Source organism: Vibrio sp. 1751 (genome assembly GCF_033339895.1).
Lineage (GTDB): Bacteria > Pseudomonadota > Gammaproteobacteria > Enterobacterales > Vibrionaceae > Vibrio > Vibrio alginolyticus.
Genome location: NZ_JAWOVM010000008.1, coordinates 77,166 through 95,783, shown reverse-complemented (window position 1 = coordinate 95,783; position 18,618 = coordinate 77,166). Strand labels below are relative to the sequence as shown.

Sequence of the window (18,618 nt, the reverse complement as noted above, 5' to 3'; positions counted from 1 at the left end):
ATGACAGACGCATTATTTCAACCCATTCAACTTGGCTCTCTCTCATTAAAAAACCGTATCGTTATGCCTCCGATGACGCGCTCTCGTGCTTCTCAACCAGGTAATATCGCTAACGACATGATGGCGACCTACTATGCTCAACGTGCTGAAGCGGGCCTAATCGTTGCTGAAGGCACACAAATTTCGCCAATGGGTCAAGGCTATGCATGGACACCAGGCATTTACAGCCCAGAGCAAATTGCTGGCTGGAAAAAAGTAACTGATGCAGTGCACGAGAAAGGCGGCGTTATCTTCGCGCAATTATGGCACGTTGGTCGTGTGACTCACCCTGATAACATTGGCGGTGAGCAACCTATTTCTTCTTCTGCGCTAAAAGCAGAAAACGTGAAAGTATTTGTCGATAACGGCACAGACGAACCGGGTTTTGTCGACGTGGTTGTGCCACGTGAAATGACCAAACAAGACATCAAGAACGTTATTGAAGAGTACCGCCAAGCCGCACTAAACGCGATGGAAGCCGGATTCGATGGTATCGAGCTTCATGCAGCGAATGGCTACTTGGTTAACCAGTTTATCGATTCTGAAGCGAATAACCGCACCGATGAATACGGTGGCTCTATTGAAAACCGTCTGCGTTTTCTTGGTAAAGTGATAGAAGCGATGACGCAAGCTATTGGCGCTGAGCGCGTTGGTGTTCGTCTTGCACCATTCACTTCGTTAAATGGCACCGTTGATAGTACGCCAGTCGAAACCTACACCGCCGCTGCAGCGCTGCTTGATAAACTCAATGTGGTTTACATTCACATTGCAGAAGTGGATTGGGACGACGCGCCAGACACTCCGCACAACTTTAAAACCGCAGTTCGTGAGGCGTACAAAGGTACACTGATTTATGCCGGTCGTTACAACGATGAAAAGGCGCAACACGCGATCGAAAGTGGTTTAGCTGACATGATTGGCTTTGGCCGTCCGTTTGTTGCAAACCCCGACTTACCAAGCCGCATCAAGCATGGCTATCCACTGGCAGAACATGACCCTGCCACATTGTTCGGCGGCGGTGAAAAAGGCTTAGTGGACTACCCTGCGTACCACGCGGGTTAATTCATCTACGTAAAGCTGATTCGCAACTCGCGACAAACCAATAGCGAAACCAAAAGAACCTTGCTCTTCCCCCTGTAACGCCAAGATGCAGGGTTCTTTTTAGGCAAGCCATCAGAATTAACGTCTTTGACAAGATGTACAACCTCGACACGCAGAGCGCGTCTTTTTACTGAGCAAACTGCGTTGTACTTTACAGTAAGCATTCTTTAAAGCACGACGACCTGAAAACCAATCATCCGGTTTAGTGAGGATTAAGTAGCCGTGAAACCTCTTAACCAACTCGGTTCGATTGTTTTCGATAAATCGGCTATCAAACTCGATGTCGAAGTAATTCAAAGCCTCTTCGATACAAGTAAAGCTGGCAATTTTTTCCTGAATCGTATTCTCTGTCATCGTTTCTTTAGCGTAATCATTTTCAATGGAGTTTAAGTGCCTCGCGCTTTACGTTCTTTGATTTAGCGCTTCTTAAGATCATTCTTTATGGGTTTTCCATATTGAAATTCAATTTGGGAATTCGTTAACCCACCTAGCATTTTCATTTTGACAATCACTTTAAGGCACTGATTTAAATAAACATTATTTCTGGTTCATATTTTGCTCTACTTCATTAAACGGAATGTTGGAGCAACACGATATGACTTACAGAGCAGAAGTAGACGGATTAAGGGCGATTGCTGTCACGTTGGTGATTTTGTTTCATGCAGGAGTTGAGCAATTCGCTGGTGGCTTTATTGGCGTCGACGTGTTCTTTGTGATCAGCGGCTATTTGATCACTATCATCGTGATTAACGACTTAGAAAACCAGAAGTTCAGCCTTGGTGATTTTTATGAGCGACGCATTCGTCGCATACTCCCCCTCTTACTAGTGGTGATCGCCGTCAGCTATTTGATGTCTTGGTGGCTATTTTTGCCGCAAGCACACAAAGACGTTGGTCAATTTGCAGTGTCTTCCATTCTTTCCGCATCCAACATTCTTCTGTATTTAAAAGGCCACAATTACTTCGGTTTAGAAGATCAAGCCAACCCGCTGTTCCACACATGGAGCTTGGGCGTTGAAGAACAGTACTACATTGTCACTCCTTTGCTACTCATGCTACTCGCTCGTGGTAAAAACGCGTTTTACCTGACTTTTTTTATCACGGTATTTGTGCTGAGTTTGATGACTATTGTCTACGCGAGCAACGACCCTGATTTCGCCTTCTACATGATCTTCTCTCGCGCTTGGGAACTGGCAAGCGGTTCATTACTCGCATTAGTGATGAGAAAAGTCCAAGTTCAATCTAACGATACTCTAGCAACCATTGGCATCGTTTTGATATTGGCTTCCGCGCTTTTGTTTGAAAAATCGCAAGATGGCGCGGGCATTACGCTGCTGGTGCCGGTCATCGGTAGCGCGTTGGTGATTTTGTTTGCCTCGAAAGACAATGTCTGCGGTAGATTACTGAGCCTAAAGTGGGTCGTGTTCGTCGGCTTAATCAGCTACAGCTTATACTTGTGGCACATTCCATTATTTGTCTTTTACCGCTACGTGTTGGACACAACACAAGACATCAATATCCCACTTTACGTTGTCACTCTTTTTGTACTTTCTTACTTCACTTGGCGCTTTATTGAAAAGCCGTTCCGTAGCCGAAAAGCCATGAGCATGCGCACTGTGTCCGCGGTTATTGTGTTGTTGACGTTGCCCTTGCTAACGCTCGGCGTTATCGGTCATCAAAACGGTGGTTTTCCAGAAAGAAGCGCATTTTTCGAGGCCATGCGCGTTAACAACGGTTATGGTTTAGATTGCAACGGCAACACCAACGTTAACGATGTGTGCTCGTCTGCGCCGCAGCCCGCCATCGCTGTGTTAGGCAATAGTCACAGCATGGTTTACGTGAAGCGTCTATCCGAAGTAACACCAACTGGCGTGGCACAACTTACTCAAGATTCCTGTGCGGTCGGTTATGTCGACATCCTAGAAGCTGCTGGCTCAATTTCTTGCCGACAGTTCTTCAATGAAGCTGTCGATACCATTCTAAGTACCCCTTCCATCCGTCGCGTTGTTATCTCTTCTAATTTCAATAAAGAGCTTTCACAAGCCGATTATGAAGCATCATTAACCAAATTATTGAATGAACTGAAAGGAAAGGAAGTGGTCGTTTTCGGTCCAACCCCTTCTGCACCGTTTGCGGTAGGAGAATGCCTTTGGAAAGCGCGTTTGTTTGGCGAGACAGAAGAGTCTGCCTGCGACTTTTCTCCCAAACAACATCACCCTCAAAACGTGGCGAAGTTAGTGAACTACTTTGAGCAATTTGAGCACGTTGAGTTTGTCGACTTGACCGATGCCATTTGCAGAAATGGTGTATGTCGAATGAGAGTTGGAGCAAACAACGCGATGTATACCGATGACAGCCATTTATCTTACAAAGGTGCTGAGTTGGTGCTTGGGCATTACCTCAATACTACAAATGAAGCGCAACAGTTCACTTACGACCGACAATAACCAAGGAAATAAACTTTTATGCTTCAGCGCTTATCTCAGGTAAGCGCTGAATGCTTTAAAGCAAGACAAAACCAGCACGTCTATTTGAAAATGCGCGGATCAAACGCGAAATCGAGCTTTTCGGCTTTCTTGATGATCTCTTTTATTTTGGGATGATTTGGATTAACCACGTAGTTTTTATCACGAGGTGAAATCGTTGAAGGCACTTGCAGCGCGGCAAACTCTGGATGAGGATCATTGAGAAACTGATCACCAATGTACTGCGTAGACTCGCTCGCCGGTATTGCTCGCCACGTCACAGGGAGATCTTCTTCATCTAAGGTGGCGATGAGGTATTCTGGCATTTCAATACGATATAAATCGTAAAGTTTGGTGATAGCAGGATCGTTGTTTACGTGCACAAACACTTCCAACGAGCAAAGGGATTCCGATTCAGAGAAGTAGAGGGCTTCGGTTCCTTTTGAGTTCCATCGCCCTCCAAATAACTTTGCGCCAACGGGGCTGAATGGCGTGTCAGCAAATTTCTTTTGTGTGAGACGATAGAGCTTCATATTACGAGAATACCCCGTGCTCTAAACGGCCGATCAAATCTTTTACGATTTCAAAATCCACCGTGGTCGAGACCATATCAAGTGGACGTTTTCCACCTAAGCCATACACATTCTCTCTCATCCATTTTAACGCGCGCTCTTCGTCGTCAAACAGTTCTGTCGCGAGTTTCAATAACATCGCTAATCGATAGATTGCATCACTTTCTTGCGTATTGAAGCGCTCATCGTTTTTTAGACGACGCTTGATCGTGCTAACAGGTATCAATGTGACGTTTTGAAACTCACTCTGAGAAAGCTTCACACGCTCAACAATATTGCGATACACCTTTGGCTCAAAGCCTTTGTGAACCGCATCAGTGCGACCTGTTTCAGCGTCTTCAATACCCAACATAAACCAGAAATTGGCTTTATGAGGTTGTTTCGGTTTGAAGCTTTTTAATGCTGCAGTTGCCATATCAAGCTCCTGTGGTTCATATGGTCCGGTTATTATGGTTCAAATGAGCTTAGTTTTCAATCAAAGTAACAATCAAAGTAAAAAGATAGGTAAAGAAAAAGGCGAGCTTTTCGCCCGCCTCTCTTACTTATTCATCAACTTTGTTTACGCATCTATCGATGAACATCGTTTCACTTATTGCAAGTCAAAACGATCCGCGTTCATGACTTTCGCCCATGCGGCGATGAAGTCATGGATGAATTTTTCCTGATTATCATCTTGCGCATACACTTCCGCATACGAACGCAGGATCGAGTTTGAACCAAAGACAAGATCCACTCGAGTAGCCGTCCACTTCACAGCGTCGGTTTTACGATCACGGATTTCATATTGATTAGCACTCACTGGTTTCCACGTATATGCCATGTCAGTAAGGTTCACGAAGAAATCATTCGACAAAGTGCCTACTCGGTCAGTAAATACGCCCTCTTTTCCACCGCCGTAGTTACTGCCTAGAACGCGCATACCACCGATAAGTACCGTCATTTCTGGCGCCGTTAGCCCCATAAGCTGAGCACGATCTAATAAAAGCTCTTCTGGCTTAACCGCGTAGTCTTTCTTCAACCAATTTCGGAAACCGTCAGCAACAGGCTCAAGTACTTCGAACGATTCCACATCCGTCATCTCTTGGGTGGCATCACCTCGGCCTGGCGCGAATGGTACGGAAACATTATGACCTGCGGCACGCGCAGCCAGTTCAATACCTACGTTCCCAGCAAGCACGATAGCGTCTGCAACACTACAGCCCTCTTCTGCTGCTATTTTTTCTAGCACAGCAAGAACACAGCTTAGACGTTCAGGTTCGTTCCCTTGCCAATCTTTTTGCGGAGCCAAGCGAATTCTCGCGCCATTTGCACCGCCTCGGCGGTCAGAGCCACGGTAAATACGCGCACTATCCCACGCCGTACTAACTAACTCACTAATGGATAGGCCACTTGCTTCGATTTTTGTTTTTACTAAATCAACATCGTAGTCTGTCTTACCTGCGGGCGTTGGGTCTTGCCAAATAAGATCTTCGCTTGGCACATCAGGGCCGAAATAACATGATTTTGGTCCTAGATCGCGGTGTGTCAACTTAAACCAGGCACGAGCAAAAACGTCATCAAAGTACGCAGGGTCATTTTGGAACTTTTCTGCAATCTTACGATATTCAGGGTCCATTTTGAGCGCCATATCGGCGTCGGTCATGATTGGATTGTAGCGCTTAGAACCATCTTCAACATCGACAGGCTTGTCTTGTTCTTCAATGTCGATTGGCTCCCATTGCCATGCGCCGGCTGGGCTCTTTTTCAGTTCCCAGTCATACTTAAATAGTAGGTGGAAGTATCCGTAATCCCATTGTGTAGGGTGTGTTGTCCAAGCACCTTCAATACCACTCGTTACCGTGTCACGGCCAATACCACGTGTTTTGTGATTAATCCAGCCAAGACCTTGCTCATGAACGTCTGCTGCTTCGGGCTCTGGGCCAAGGTTTGCGGCATCACCATTACCATGACACTTACCCACCGTGTGACCACCAGCTGTGAGCGCGACGGTTTCTTCATCGTTCATTGCCATTCGCGCAAAGGTCACTCGCATGTCATGTGCTGTTTTGAGAGGATCTGGGTTACCGTCTACCCCTTCAGGGTTCACATAGATAAGACCCATCATTACCGCAGCAAGCGGGTTTTCTAAATCTCGCTCACCAGAGTAGCGGCTGTTATCAGCGTCACTTGTGGCTAACCATTCTTGCTCAGAGCCCCAGTAAGTGTCTTTTTCTGGGTGCCAGATGTCCTCTCGTCCAAACGCAAAGCCAAAGGTCTTAAAGCCCATGGATTCGTACGCCATGTTACCGGCAAGGACAATCAGGTCTGCCCAACTTAGTTTGTTGCCATATTTTTTCTTGATTGGCCATAAAAGGCGTCGAGCCTTATCCAGGTTGGCGTTATCTGGCCAAGAGTTGAGAGGAGCAAAGCGTTGGTTGCCTGTAGCAGCACCGCCACGGCCATCCGCAATACGATAACTGCCCGCTGCATGCCATGCCATTCGGATCATTAAACCACCGTAGTGTCCCCAGTCGGCAGGCCACCAGTCTTGGCTATCAGTCATTAAATCTTTTAAATCTTTTTTAAGTGCTTCGACATCTAGCTTTTTCAGTTCTTCTTTGTAATTAAAGTCCTGACCAAATGGGTTGGTTTTGGAGTCGTGTTGATGCAGGATGTCTAAGTTCAAGGCATTCGGCCACCAATCCATCACCGACTTATCTGTAGATGTTTGCCCACCATGCATAACTGGACATTTACCTACCGAACCGCCGTTTGCTTTGCTCATATAATGCTCCTTCGTGTCGTGGTTGTGGTAACCACTCTTTGTTATTCAATAAATCGAATATCCACCTCAAACAGCGTAGTTCATACACTGTTTTTTTAGTTAACGCCAAGTCAAAATTTCAAACATTTCAGCGAATAAATAATTGTTATCAAACATGTACCTATATGCAGAAAATATGGATAGAGATCAGTTTAAGTCCATACCTGAATACTTAATCCCAGACAGCCTCGCCATGTTGTGATCCCAGGTCGCTAAATCATGATGACTAAATTCATTCAGAGCGTGATGACCACACGCCCTCGCCATGACTTTCATGAGCTCGACCGAGGATTCGAAGAAATTTTTCAGTTGCTGGGATGACTTTTCAACGTCGAGACGCTGCCTCAAATCGGCATTTTGTGTCGCAATGCCTGCCGGGCAATTATTGGTGTTGCAGATGCGAGCCGCGACACAACCGATCGATTGCATCGCACTGTTTGCTATCGCTACTCCGTCTGCTCCAAGTGCCAACGCTTTGACAAAATCCGTAGGAACTCGCAACCCACCGGTGATGATTAATGTGACGCGGTCACTTACGCCTTTTTCATCTAAGTACTTACGTGCACGAGCTAATGCAGGGATGGTGGGAACACTAATATGATCACGGAACATAGTTGGCGCCGCACCCGTGCCACCACCGCGACCATCTAAGATGATATAATCAGCCCCAGCATCAAGCGCAAACTGAATGTCTTGCTCAATATGGTTGGCACTGAGTTTAAATCCAATTGGAATACCGCCTGTGATGCCACGAACTCTGTCAGCAAACTTTCTGAAATCGTGAGTAGTGTGAAGATCTTTGAACGTTGGTGGTGATATCGCTGGTTGTCCCTCGGGGATGCCTCTTACCTGAGAGATCTTACCTACATTTTTATTTGCAGGCAGATGACCACCCGTGCCCGTTTTTGCTCCTTGCCCGCCTTTGAAGTGAAACGCCTGAACATTAAGAAGCTTAGATTCGTCGTAGCCAAATTGAGCACTAGCAAGCTCATAGAAATACCGTGAATTGGCGGCTTGCTCTTCCGGTAACATGCCACCCTCACCAGAGCAAATCCCAGTCCCTGCCAACTCTGCACCTTTTGCTAGTGCAATTTTCGCCTCTTCAGAAAGTGCGCCAAAACTCATGTCCGACACCAACAAAGGAATGGCGAGTCTGAGCGGCTTACGCGCGTTTGGTCCCACAATCAACTCGGTAGACACAGGAACGTCTTCCAACAACGGTTGTGTCGCCATTTGCGCCACCATGATTTGTATAGCATCCCAATGTGGTAGCAAATGCCTAGGAACCCCCATTGCAGCCATCGGACCATGATGACCGAGTTTAGAGAGTCCCTCTCTCGCTAATTGGTGGATAAACTCGAGGGTTGGTTCTTCTTGAGTAGCAGACGCCGTTGGTTTGTCTCTTTTCTCTCGCTTTTGTTCCGGTCCCTCTTTACCGACTTGCTCTGCGGTAAATCGCTTGTGTGTACCATCACAAAAAGGAGCATTGGCGGTATGCTTACATTGGCAGAGATAGGCATCTTCGTCTTTTTCCGCACTAAAGCTCATTGGCTTTAAGCCGGTTCCCGAATGAGACCCATCGCAGTAAGGTTGATTTTTAGAACGCCCACATCGGCAGAAGTAATATTCTTGCCCAGCTTTCAACTCTACTTTGATCGGCTTGTTATCAGCGATGATTGGCTTGCTCATGTTGCCCCCTATTTATTATTGTTAACCATGCTTTCTCGCTGGCTTGCAATAAGCGTAGAACAGGAGCGTAAAGAGCGTCAGTGTCGCCGAGTAAAATGCGCGATTGTCGCCCGACTAACCTATACTTTTTATGGGTCTCATACACGTGGAGGCTATATGACGATTGCAACCCGATTAGATGAATATTTGACTGAGCATAACATTCACTTTCAAACCGTGAATCACAGCCACAGTCATAGCTCGCTACAAAGTGGTGTTGCAGCAGGTGTGCCTTTAATGAATATCGCAAAAGGTGTGATTCTTGAGGATCATGAAGGGCGTCATATGATGGCGGTCTTACCTGCCAACAACAAAATCAGTTTGTCGAGATTAAACGACGAATTTAATGCCACCTTCCACTTGGTGAAAGAGCGTATGGTTTACCGACTCTTCACCGATTGTGAACACGGCGCTATTCCACCGATTGGTAGCCCTTACCACATGTCGACAGTTTGCGATGAAAGACTAGCAAACTTGGAACATGTCTACCTTGAAGCTGGCGATCATGAAACTCTGATTAAGCTGGACCGAAAGGCGTTTAAAGAACTGATGAACGACTGTAGATATCTAAGATTCAGCAGTGAAGTTCTACATTAAACTTGCCAAGATCTCTCGACACTTCCTGAACAAGGCTCTATCAACAAGAGCCTTTCTTTGTTTTGTTGGTAGCACGCGATGGAAGTTTCTCGGACTTTGGTGCCCAGCGTTTCAGAGCATATAGAAACAAAAAACCGCCTATTCGGGCGGTTTTTTATCAATCAAATCATAATTATTATCGAACAAAGATCTTTTGGATCGCTTTTATCGCCATAGCCCTACGGCGCATTAATACGCTCGTTCTTGGCAACCATTTCGGTGTGTGAAGAATGGTTTTCGCATGACTAAAAGTTCTGAATCCTTCCTCTCCGTGATAATGCCCAATACCCGATTCACCAACGCCACCAAAAGGCGCATCTTCAGCGCCAACATGTAAAACCGTATCATTAACGCCGACGCCACCACTGTGGGTGTTGCGTACAATATGTTTGATGGTCGATTTGTCGTCCGACATAACATACAGCGCAAGTGGTCTTTGGTGCTGATTAATGTAGTCAATCGCCTCATCAACGGCATTGTAGGGCTTAACAGGTAGAAATGGCCCGAAGATCTCCTCTTGCATGATTCGCATATTCGGCGACACGTCCGTGACCAAATGAGGATACAGAAGTCGTTCCTCTTGGGGCGACGCTTCAACAGTGTGAAGGTTAGCACCTTGCGCTTTTGCATCCTCAAGTAGCGCAGTCAAACGATCATATTGTCGTTGGTTGACAATATGGGTCAGCTTTTGATTCTTGTTGGATTTTAAATAGAGCTTTTCAAAACGTTTTAAGAATAGCGAAATGAACTCTTCGACACGTTCTTGCGGTACAAATGCGTAGTCAGGCGCGACACAAATCTGGCCTGCATTAATGCATTTACCAAACAAGATAGCATCAACGGCTTTCTTCATGTCTGCATCTTTTGCAATGATCACCGGGGACTTTCCACCCAACTCTAACGTCACCGGGGTAAGGTTTTCCGCTGCCGCTTTTGCCACTGCGCGGCCAACACTCGTAGAACCCGTGAACAAAAGGTGATCGAATGGCAGTTGGCTGAATGCTTGTGCGACGTCTGCTTCACCCTCAAAAACTTCGACATACTCAGACAACCCACGGCAAATATCGACGATGACTTTATTGGTTTTTGGCGTAAATTCGCTGAGCTTCATCATCACGCGGTTGCCAGCAGCCAATGCTGTCACTAAAGGCGCAAGGCTCAAAATCACAGGAAAGTTCCACGGTGAAATGATCCCGACGACACCTAACGGTTGATACTGAACGGTTACTTTAGAAGGTGCAAGCAATAAGCCGGATTCGCGCTTGCTGGGTTTGCACCATTTTTTTAGTCGTTTGAGGGTATAATTAATATGCGAGACCGTTGGCAAAACGTCGGTCATAGCGGTATCAAATTCTGAGCGATAGCCAAAATCGTCACTTAACGCTTCAACCAGCGCTTGTTTGTTCTCAAGCAGCGATTTTTTTAACAAAACGAGGCGCTGTTTACGTTCATCCAAACTAGGATAAGGCTCGGCTGCATATGCCGCTTTTAAGCGTTCGAGGCTTTGCTGTAACAAGTTATCTACTTCAACCTCTGTGATTGCGTTCATGATGCTTCTCCTAGCCTAGTTTCTGCCAATGACGCCCCAAGTTAACACGAGCGCAACAATGTTACTATTGTAGCGCTCGTGAAGTTAGAGTTCGAACTCTGATTAAAATATTTCTGGGGTGGATACTACATCAAACGTAGTTCATAAATGCCTAGTCGTTGAGAGCGGTCAAGCATATCAAACTCATGATCAACGTATTCTTTTAATGTGGCGCCTGCACGCTCAGCAATATTGATGCTAGCGATGTTATCTTCCAAACAATGGAACTGAATGAATTGTGCGTGCCCTTTCTTCTTCAAAAAAGGGATCAATACTGCGAGTACTTGATCAATCACACGATGGCCTCGCCCATTGTTGGCAAGCCAGTAGCCAATTTCAGTAACACGTGTATGTGAATCCACACCTTTAATGCCAATAACACCCGTAAGTTGCTCATCAAAATAAATTGCGCACCAGTGGGAATCCAGCGCGTTACTGTTCACTCGCTGGGAAATGTAGTTCACGGCCTCTCTATGATTCGTGACAGAATCCGTCCAAGGTAGATAGCCCTCAAGGCTCTCTCGGTGAGTGTTCACAACCTCTAGTAAAGCGGATGCGTGTTTCGTGTTGAGGGGCTCAATTGAGATCCTTTGCGAGACGGAAAAACGCTTCTGTAAGTGATTTCCTTGATACGTCTCTTGGCATGTGACTTCATCCATAGATGTTATTCCTTTTTATTGTGAACGCTCAGCGCAAATCCTAACGCTTCATTTTATGAGAACAAACCTCTCTATAAAAACTAATCAAAGCCGTTGCCGTTCATTTAGCCCTTTTGATCGATCAGCGTAAATGGCGTTAGTGATGCCACATCTACATAATGTTTCCATACATGTTCATATAGGTGATGCTGATTGGCAAACGGAGCCAGCTGCTTAGCTTCTTCAAGCGTACACCAGCGATACTCTGTATGCTCTTCGTTAAGAACAACTGATTGGTTAGGCGGACAAAATAGCACAAAACATGGGATAACCATGATACGGTTATTTTTTGCTTCGTAGAACTGCTCTAGAAAGTCTGCTGTATGTAACTCAACTTGGTCAATTAGTGTCTCTTCTTTTAACTCTCTTAAAATGGTTTGCCACCCGGCTTCACCCGCTTCGATACCACCTGCAACATGGCACCAATAGCCACCTTTTACGCGTTTGAGTAACAGCATTTTTTCTATGCCATCAATTTTTGAAATGACAACGCCTGAAACATGCGTTGCTTTTATCGGGATCATGTAAGCTCCTTAAATATCGAGTTTTTATTGTTACGCTGAGAGAGGCAGATTAATTGCTACGTATTCTACTGTTTATTCATCTTGTCGACAGAAGTGTTTGAGTTTAGAGGATTTAATCGCTAACTAAGTATGCTAAAGTGAGATCTGTCGCAACAAATGAGCAGTAAAATGTCCAATTCATTCAACACTATGATTCCCATCGGTGTGCGCTTTATGGTGCTTTCCGCGTTCGGCTTTGCTCTGATGTCGGCTACAGTAAAGCACGTCGGCAACTACGGTATCCCCGTTTTTGAAATCGTTGCAGCAAGAGCGCTCGTTTCACTTATCATTAGTTATTTCGATGTAAAGCGAAAACGAATTTCTGTATGGGGCAATAATAAGCCATTACTATTTGCACGCGGTGCTGTGGGCACGATGGCTCTGATGTGTGTATATTATTCAGTGACCACCTTACCTTTGGCAGAAGCGACGATATTCCAATATATTCATCCGGTATTTACTGCACTACTCGCCGTATTTTTCTTGAAAGAGCGCATCCAGCCGTCAACTTTCCTTTGTATTGCGTTGTGCTTACTCGGCATCTATATCATGGTAAGCCCAGAAACTGGGCAAGGCTCAGATAGCGCTTTACCAATGTTTAGCGTCATGATTGCGATCTTAGGCGCATTTGGTAGCTCAATTGCCTACGTCATTGTCAGAAAACTGAGTCAGACAGAAGACAGCTCAGTGATCATTTTCTATTTCCCGTTGGTTGCTCTCCCCGCTTCACTCTTACTGATTGGCGACGATTTTGTAATGCCCGATCTATATCTGACTTTCATGTTGGTTCTAGTTGGTGTCTTTACCCAAATTGGACAATTGGGGTTAACCAAAGCGATGCAAACTCAACAAGCGGGTAAAGCCTCCGCTTATTCGTATATCCAGATCGTATTTTCTGTGTTGTTAGGCATCATTTTCTTTGGCGAGGTTCCGATCATTTGGACGTACGTCGGTGGCGGTCTGATTGTTACAGGCGCATTAATTAATGCGTTTGGTCATCACTTGCGATTACCTTTTGTTAAGCGCAACGCTTGATATACCTACCCAGAACCGTAAACACGACATTTAGAAAAACAGCCAGAGTGACTCTGGCTGTTTTGTGTTTAGCCTAACGTTAAGCTGATATTTTTAACCCTGCGATACCAGCGACAATCATTAGCAAGCTTAAGGCTTTGATAAGTGTTGCTGGCTCATTGAACAGATAAATACTCACGACTGCCGTGCCTATTGCGCCAATCCCTACCCATACGCCATAAGCAATGCCTAGAGGCAAGGTTCTTAACGCAATGCCAAGCAACCAAAAGCTCAATAACATAAAGACAATAGTGAATGCCGAAGCACCGAATTTGGTAAACCCTTGTGAATATTTAAGACCGACAGCCCATGCGATTTCACACAAGCCCGCAATGAAGAGAATTCCCCAAGCCATGTCACATTTCCCAACGAGATGGGGTCGTCCCCGAGAAAAGATAGAGCGGTGAGGTCGTCCTCACTTCTGATTGACTACTTATTATATACGGAAATCTAAACATAAAAAATAAAACACGTCGATAAGCATACAACTCAAACATCTCATGCACTCTTAAATTCTACGCTTTTCTTTTTAACGGTGGCGGACTCTCTATTTCGCATCAATAACGACACCGTTTTTTAACAATTTACATATAACCTTCTGGTGTTGAAAGTGTTGCATTTATTGCACAAATCACACAAAAACTAATTGAACATGTAAATATGAAAACGTTTGTGTGACTAATATCGCTTAAAACAATGACTGATGACTTTAATATTCAGCCGAATTAATTATAAGGTATGACGTACCCATGAAAGCAATCAAAACCTCTATCGCTGTCCTTGTTGGCGCCGCTCTACTATCTGGATGTAATGACGATACTGAATACGTCAATGTCCAGCCTAAAGAAGTAAAAATAGCGACTTACAACCTCTCTTTTGACCGCGCTACCTTCGAAACTTTGGTAGATGAAATGCAAATTGAACCAACGCAGCAAGCTGCGTTGGTCACCTCTTATTTAGACGGTTCAATCGCAGCCGAAGACAAAACCACTGCGGAAAAAGTCATTCAAATTCGTAACGTTGCAGCAATCATTCAAAAGAATCGTCCTGATGTTCTTATGATGGCGGAATACAACAACGACGGAACAGGCGAAAACAAAGCAGCCATTGAAGGATTCCAGAAGAACTACTTGTCTGTCGCGCAAAGTATCGATGGCGCGGGCGGTGAAGCAAACCTTGAGCCTATTGAATACCCTTATGCTGAATCTTATTCAACTAATACAGGGTTGTTGAGTGAGTTTGATCTCGACAACAACGGAACCGCAGGTCAAATGCCAGGTGATGCATGGGGCTTTGGCATGTACCATGGTCAATATGCATTTGCCCTTATGTCTAAGTATAAAATTGACACAGCAAACACACGTACATTCCAAGCATTTAAATGGAAAGATATGGAAGGTGCGAAAATTCCAACCATTACTATCTGTGACGGTTCGCAAAAGATTCCAGACGGCATGAAGTGTGGTGATGAATGGTACTCAGCGGAAGAATGGGATCAAGTGCATCTATCTTCGAAAAATCACGTCGACGCGCCAATCATCATTCCAACTCGCAATGGCGAGGAAGTTGTACACTTGTTGATGTCTCATCCTACTCCACCAGTATTTGACACCGGTAAAAACAAAGCGCAAAACGCAGCAGAAGTGGAGTTTTGGCATCATTACATTCAAGGCAAAGACTATTTTTACGACGATGCGGGTAAAACAGGTGGCTTAACGAACGGCGCTAAATTCGTAATGATGGGTGATCAAAACCTTGATCCAGTGGCTGGTGACGGTATTAGCTCTGTAATGCAAGAGCTGCACAACGATCCATTGGTTAACCAAACCGTGATGAATGGTGAGCTTTACCCAACAAGCTTTGGTGCAGCTGAACACGCTGTTGACCGCAGTTCAACTCACTCATATCCGAATCGCATCACTTCAACGTTTGGCTTAGGGGTAGACTATGCCTTGCCTTCAGCAGATTTGAATGTAATAGACTCTGGTGTGTACTGGTCAGCGTCTTATGAAGAGGGCCGTAAACTATTTAACGATGCACGTATCGGTAAGTATGGTGATGGTAAGGATGTATCTTCCGACCATCGCATGATCTGGATTAAAGCACAGTTCTAGACTGCATAAAAAAAAGCCAACCACAAGGAGTCGTGATTGGCTGTATATATTTGTGAACAAGATGGTTCACTAACAACGTCAGTTGGCTAGGTGACCCTCGGCTTAGAAAGGGTCACTCATACTAAAGCATGAGGCGTGCCAACTTTTCAGCGCACAAAAACAGGTTGTTATTTAATCACTTTCATTAAAACTTAACCAATAGCTACTGTTTGCTCAAAGAATAAATTGCAATTTGCAAACTACCATTGGCATTTCGCAATAAACCTGATCTTTAGCTCTTGCTTTTATTGCTTCCTAGCTAAGTCGCGTGCAAGGATTAACGCAAGTCCGAATACTTGCAAGAAGAGTCCGATATTCTTGTACCAAGCGATCTTTTCATCCTGCTTTGCCATTACCTCATTGAGCCCTACATTCTCAATGTAGTAATTATCGATGCGGTCTCTATACGAAGCTTGTGCCTGATTTATCTTTGACATTAGTTGCGGAAGTTGATCAATTTGTATTTCATCCGACTCGTTGTGAACCCAAGAAGATAAATGCCCTGCTAATACCTCTTCTAGCTCTAAAGGTATCGCTACGCTCTGACTTATGTGCACATGCAGCAGTAAAGCTTCTCTTTTCCTTTCTAGGGTTTCCACACTGTTCCATGCGAGTTGGATGGAATACAAGTTTTCTGCTGTTTGCTCTGCGAGCTGCGAGTGCTGTTTACCCAACTTATCAAGGACTAAGCTAGTAACGATGATCGCGCCAATATTCAGTACTAATCCAATCAGAACGAGTACCCATGGTGGTGGAATGTAACGTCGCAGACTTACCATAACTTATCGTATGGCAGGTAAATCATATTTAACACAACCAATGAAAGTATCACCAGAAATGTCACCTGCATCCCTCTAATGCGCTTTTTCAAGTCTTTTTTCAATATGCCTTTAGCATGAATAACTCGACCAATTACAAAAATAATACCGGTGAGATGTATCCATGTTGGGTAAGCACTATTGAATTCTAAAAGTGCCATTAAAATCAGGGTGATAGGGATATATTCTGTCGCATTACTCTGGGCACTACGAGCAATTTGTAGAGCCTCTACCCCACCATCTGCATAAGCAATTTGATTTAAGCGACGTTGCTTAATTACTTGAACAGCCAACCAAATAATGAGTATTGCGAGAATGTTGGCATACAGAGCTGTGATCATATGTCGTCCTTCTTGATCTGGTTTTCACTTATATAAGCGTGTCACTTGGCTATAACTATAGCGGTATCATTATGATAATGCGTCAAATAATCTCAAGTTATGATTTCTACTCGGAAAAAAACGAAAGCCAATGCTTCATGACATTAAAAATGCCCTCGAATGGAGGGCATAAGAATAAAGAAGCTAATATGTGAGAATATTGAAACCACTATAAGGGGTGTTTGACCAGCTTTTTGCGCCGATGCCCTTTGATAATACTTTCAAAAATTGTGAACAACAGCCCTGCCCAAATAAATGCAAAGGTCACCGCTTTCACTTCGTCAAACAACTCGCCAAAAAACATAACTGCCAACACAAACTGCAAGCTTGGTTCGATGTATTGCATTAGACCGACGGTTGATAAATTAGTTATACGTATTGCGATAGAATAAAATACGAGTGGTAAAAGTGTGATAGGTGCACTGCCAAAATACAAAAGCAATGTTGTGGTATCTGTGCCCGAAGCCAGTTCACCAGTTGCCCATTGTTTATAGAGCAAATATGCGAGTGCAACTGGAGTCAGTAACAACGCCTCAACAAACAAGGTTGTACTCCAGTCATAATTTATCTTCTTCTTGTACAGCCCATACAAAGCAAAGAACAACCCCATCGTTAGTGCGATAACGGGTAGCTGACCATAGTGAATCACTTGATACATAACACCAATTGTTGCCAACACTATTGCAATAAGTTTGCCTTTTGAGAGCCTATCCCCAAGAATAAATACGCCCAGCGCAACAGATACTAATGGCCCAATAAAGAAGCCTAAGCTGGCATCGATGACCCGATGATGGGTCAAAGCCCAAGTGAACGCACTCCAAGAAATACACATCAAACTGCTCGCCACAAACGTGTACCACAAGGATTTTTTATCAAGCCAGATTTCTTTCCAATTCAGCCCTCGACGGGTTATCCCAAGTACAATTAGAAACCCGACAGGTACAGACCCAATGATTCGCCATGCTAGCAACTCATCCATAGAAGCATTTGGTAAATAACGATAATAAATTGGTAGCAATCCCCAGATCACAAAGGAGAATGCTGCCATAAAAGTGCCATAACGAGTGTTATTCATAAAACTATCGCCCATCTAAACGACCAATTTGGCGTAAGTAAACAAGTCCGCCATACATAAAAAGGAATGCAATCTCGCAGTGCTTTATGATGCAGATGGCATTATTGGCTCAACGCTTGTACGACGGCGGTAAAGCCACTCACAAAACACAACATAAGTGCCCCAAACCGAATCTTTTCTTTTGGTAACGACTGGGTAGTTTTCATTGCTAGCCAGTAACCAAGCACCGCAGCAGGTAATAGAGGAATAGTAATGACCAAATGATGCAATGTGAAGAAGCCCACTGGGATTTGTACTATTAGTGAAATAATCGAACTGAAAACAAAAAAAGCCGATAAGTTGCCGCGTAACTGATTTGCTTCTTGATGCTGCAACAATAACGCCATCGGAGGGCCTCCAATCGCAGAACTGGTACCAAACAACCCAGAAAAGAAACCAGCACATGTCATACGCGAAGGCGTAGGCTCAACCCGAAACGGTAAAACACTCACCAAGACTGCAAACAGCACCAACAAACCAATCCAAAGCGTGAGAGTTTGTGTAGATACAAAAAAGAGTAGCAAGCCACCAGCAATTGATCCCGGCACTCGCCCAATCAACGCCATCTTTAAGCCGCCGATTTCAACACTACTGCGGTGCTTCATCGCATTCATCAACGAAATAAATAACGCGACTAAACAGATTGGCGCAGGAACATATTCTGGCGCCCAAAGAATCAGTAAAGGTGCGGCAACAATAGCCAAGCCAAAACCGATTGCGGTCTGGACATAAGAGCCAAGAAATATCAAACCTATTGCAAGGAAGTTTATCGAATCGAATTCCATTTAGATTATTCTTATATTTGAAAAATAAACACAAAACCAAAACACATTCACATGACGAATACCTCAGGCATACTGCGATATGAATTCCGCGTAGCATTCATC

Annotated in this window: 18 protein-coding genes; 5 read left to right on the top strand and 13 right to left on the bottom strand. The window is 44.6% G+C overall.

Annotation, left to right across the window (positions count from 1 at the left end; all coding sequences use genetic code 11):
- On the top strand, positions 1-1,101 hold the full coding sequence (locus R7041_RS05190; RefSeq protein WP_064369279.1) for an alkene reductase: 1,101 nt from the start codon (positions 1-3) through the stop codon (positions 1,099-1,101).
- Between the two features lie 117 nt (positions 1,102-1,218).
- Here the strand turns inward: R7041_RS05190 and R7041_RS05185 are convergent, their stop codons facing one another.
- The gene (locus R7041_RS05185; protein ID WP_033906505.1) at positions 1,219-1,494 is read right to left on the bottom strand and encodes a nitrogenase-stabilizing/protective protein NifW; all 276 of its coding nucleotides are present in this window, start codon (positions 1,492-1,494) and stop codon (positions 1,219-1,221) included.
- Between the two features lie 241 nt (positions 1,495-1,735).
- On the opposite strand from R7041_RS05185, the gene R7041_RS05180 reads away from it, so the two are divergent.
- A complete protein-coding gene (locus R7041_RS05180; RefSeq protein ID WP_064369280.1) occupies positions 1,736-3,586 on the top strand; it encodes an acyltransferase family protein in 1,851 nt (616 codons plus the stop codon).
- An 80-nt stretch (positions 3,587-3,666) separates the two neighbouring features.
- Here R7041_RS05180 and R7041_RS05175 read toward each other — a convergent pair whose 3' ends face one another.
- The 4 genes from R7041_RS05175 to R7041_RS05160 all read right to left on the bottom strand — a co-directional run bounded on the left by R7041_RS05175 (position 3,667) and on the right by R7041_RS05160 (position 8,668).
- Positions 3,667-4,137, bottom strand: a complete 471-nt coding sequence (locus R7041_RS05175; protein ID WP_064369281.1) for an RES family NAD+ phosphorylase — start codon at positions 4,135-4,137, stop codon at positions 3,667-3,669.
- A 1-nt stretch (position 4,138) separates the two neighbouring features.
- The gene (locus R7041_RS05170) at positions 4,139-4,591 is read right to left on the bottom strand and encodes an antitoxin Xre/MbcA/ParS toxin-binding domain-containing protein (RefSeq protein WP_017820987.1); all 453 of its coding nucleotides are present in this window, start codon (positions 4,589-4,591) and stop codon (positions 4,139-4,141) included.
- Positions 4,592-4,765: 174 nt separating this feature from the next.
- Positions 4,766-6,940, bottom strand: a complete 2,175-nt coding sequence (gene katG / locus R7041_RS05165; protein ID WP_064369282.1) for a catalase/peroxidase HPI — start codon at positions 6,938-6,940, stop codon at positions 4,766-4,768.
- 186 nt (positions 6,941-7,126) lie between these two features.
- Positions 7,127-8,668, bottom strand: coding sequence for a glutamate synthase-related protein (locus R7041_RS05160; RefSeq protein ID WP_064354734.1), 1,542 nt, complete (start codon positions 8,666-8,668; stop codon positions 7,127-7,129).
- A 156-nt stretch (positions 8,669-8,824) separates the two neighbouring features.
- Between R7041_RS05160 and R7041_RS05155 the strand changes: the two genes are divergently transcribed.
- On the top strand, positions 8,825-9,304 hold the full coding sequence (locus R7041_RS05155; protein WP_005376501.1) for an aminoacyl-tRNA deacylase: 480 nt from the start codon (positions 8,825-8,827) through the stop codon (positions 9,302-9,304).
- A 175-nt stretch (positions 9,305-9,479) separates the two neighbouring features.
- Here the strand turns inward: R7041_RS05155 and R7041_RS05150 are convergent, their stop codons facing one another.
- The 3 genes from R7041_RS05150 to R7041_RS05140 all read right to left on the bottom strand — a co-directional run bounded on the left by R7041_RS05150 (position 9,480) and on the right by R7041_RS05140 (position 12,153).
- Positions 9,480-10,892, bottom strand: a complete 1,413-nt coding sequence (locus R7041_RS05150) for a coniferyl aldehyde dehydrogenase (protein WP_017820990.1) — start codon at positions 10,890-10,892, stop codon at positions 9,480-9,482.
- Between the two features lie 125 nt (positions 10,893-11,017).
- A complete protein-coding gene (locus tag R7041_RS05145) occupies positions 11,018-11,590 on the bottom strand; it encodes a GNAT family N-acetyltransferase (protein WP_064369283.1) in 573 nt (190 codons plus the stop codon).
- A gap of 104 nt (positions 11,591-11,694) precedes the next feature.
- Entirely contained in the window at positions 11,695-12,153 is a 459-nt protein-coding gene (locus R7041_RS05140) for an NUDIX hydrolase (RefSeq protein WP_005376504.1), read from the bottom strand.
- 168 nt (positions 12,154-12,321) lie between these two features.
- On the opposite strand from R7041_RS05140, the gene R7041_RS05135 reads away from it, so the two are divergent.
- The gene (locus R7041_RS05135; protein WP_033906499.1) at positions 12,322-13,227 is read left to right on the top strand and encodes a DMT family transporter; all 906 of its coding nucleotides are present in this window, start codon (positions 12,322-12,324) and stop codon (positions 13,225-13,227) included.
- Positions 13,228-13,306: 79 nt separating this feature from the next.
- Here the strand turns inward: R7041_RS05135 and R7041_RS05130 are convergent, their stop codons facing one another.
- A complete protein-coding gene (locus R7041_RS05130; protein WP_005376506.1) occupies positions 13,307-13,621 on the bottom strand; it encodes a DMT family transporter in 315 nt (104 codons plus the stop codon).
- A 394-nt stretch (positions 13,622-14,015) separates the two neighbouring features.
- On the opposite strand from R7041_RS05130, the gene R7041_RS05125 reads away from it, so the two are divergent.
- Positions 14,016-15,380: an endonuclease/exonuclease/phosphatase family protein gene (locus tag R7041_RS05125; RefSeq protein ID WP_206948993.1), complete on the top strand. Its 1,365-nt coding sequence runs from the start codon at positions 14,016-14,018 to the stop codon at positions 15,378-15,380.
- Between the two features lie 284 nt (positions 15,381-15,664).
- On the opposite strand, the gene R7041_RS05120 is transcribed toward R7041_RS05125, so the two are convergent.
- The 4 genes from R7041_RS05120 to R7041_RS05105 form a co-directional block, all read right to left on the bottom strand.
- Entirely contained in the window at positions 15,665-16,198 is a 534-nt protein-coding gene (locus R7041_RS05120) for a hypothetical protein (protein WP_064369285.1), read from the bottom strand.
- Positions 16,192-16,578, bottom strand: a complete 387-nt coding sequence (locus R7041_RS05115; protein ID WP_005376510.1) for an MAPEG family protein — start codon at positions 16,576-16,578, stop codon at positions 16,192-16,194. The genes R7041_RS05120 and R7041_RS05115 overlap by 7 nt, the downstream gene beginning before the upstream one ends.
- Positions 16,579-16,786: 208 nt before the next feature.
- Positions 16,787-17,692, bottom strand: coding sequence for an EamA family transporter RarD (gene rarD / locus R7041_RS05110; RefSeq protein ID WP_064369681.1), 906 nt, complete (start codon positions 17,690-17,692; stop codon positions 16,787-16,789).
- Positions 17,693-17,793: 101 nt separating this feature from the next.
- Positions 17,794-18,516 carry a sulfite exporter TauE/SafE family protein gene (locus R7041_RS05105; protein WP_206948992.1) on the bottom strand — a complete coding sequence of 241 codons (723 nt, stop codon included), beginning with the start codon at positions 18,514-18,516 and terminating at the stop codon, positions 17,794-17,796.
- Positions 18,517-18,618 lie beyond the last annotated feature (102 nt).

Excerpts from the sequence above, each read along its gene's own strand:
- R7041_RS05190 (WP_064369279.1), top strand. The coding sequence starts at position 1 with ATGACAGACGCATTATTTCAACCCATTCAACTTGGCTCTCTCTCATTA.
- R7041_RS05185 (WP_033906505.1), bottom strand. The coding sequence starts at position 1,494 with ATGACAGAGAATACGATTCAGGAAAAAATTGCCAGCTTTACTTGTATC.
- R7041_RS05180 (WP_064369280.1), top strand. The coding sequence starts at position 1,736 with ATGACTTACAGAGCAGAAGTAGACGGATTAAGGGCGATTGCTGTCACG.
- R7041_RS05175 (WP_064369281.1), bottom strand. The coding sequence starts at position 4,137 with ATGAAGCTCTATCGTCTCACACAAAAGAAATTTGCTGACACGCCATTC.
- R7041_RS05170 (WP_017820987.1), bottom strand. The coding sequence starts at position 4,591 with ATGGCAACTGCAGCATTAAAAAGCTTCAAACCGAAACAACCTCATAAA.
- katG (WP_064369282.1), bottom strand. The coding sequence starts at position 6,940 with ATGAGCAAAGCAAACGGCGGTTCGGTAGGTAAATGTCCAGTTATGCAT.
- R7041_RS05160 (WP_064354734.1), bottom strand. The coding sequence starts at position 8,668 with ATGAGCAAGCCAATCATCGCTGATAACAAGCCGATCAAAGTAGAGTTG.
- R7041_RS05155 (WP_005376501.1), top strand. The coding sequence starts at position 8,825 with ATGACGATTGCAACCCGATTAGATGAATATTTGACTGAGCATAACATT.
- R7041_RS05150 (WP_017820990.1), bottom strand. The coding sequence starts at position 10,892 with ATGAACGCAATCACAGAGGTTGAAGTAGATAACTTGTTACAGCAAAGC.
- R7041_RS05145 (WP_064369283.1), bottom strand. The coding sequence starts at position 11,590 with ATGGATGAAGTCACATGCCAAGAGACGTATCAAGGAAATCACTTACAG.
- R7041_RS05140 (WP_005376504.1), bottom strand. The coding sequence starts at position 12,153 with ATGATCCCGATAAAAGCAACGCATGTTTCAGGCGTTGTCATTTCAAAA.
- R7041_RS05135 (WP_033906499.1), top strand. The coding sequence starts at position 12,322 with ATGTCCAATTCATTCAACACTATGATTCCCATCGGTGTGCGCTTTATG.
- R7041_RS05130 (WP_005376506.1), bottom strand. The coding sequence starts at position 13,621 with ATGGCTTGGGGAATTCTCTTCATTGCGGGCTTGTGTGAAATCGCATGG.
- R7041_RS05125 (WP_206948993.1), top strand. The coding sequence starts at position 14,016 with ATGAAAGCAATCAAAACCTCTATCGCTGTCCTTGTTGGCGCCGCTCTA.
- R7041_RS05120 (WP_064369285.1), bottom strand. The coding sequence starts at position 16,198 with ATGGTAAGTCTGCGACGTTACATTCCACCACCATGGGTACTCGTTCTG.
- R7041_RS05115 (WP_005376510.1), bottom strand. The coding sequence starts at position 16,578 with ATGATCACAGCTCTGTATGCCAACATTCTCGCAATACTCATTATTTGG.
- rarD (WP_064369681.1), bottom strand. The coding sequence starts at position 17,692 with ATGAATAACACTCGTTATGGCACTTTTATGGCAGCATTCTCCTTTGTG.
- R7041_RS05105 (WP_206948992.1), bottom strand. The coding sequence starts at position 18,516 with ATGGAATTCGATTCGATAAACTTCCTTGCAATAGGTTTGATATTTCTT.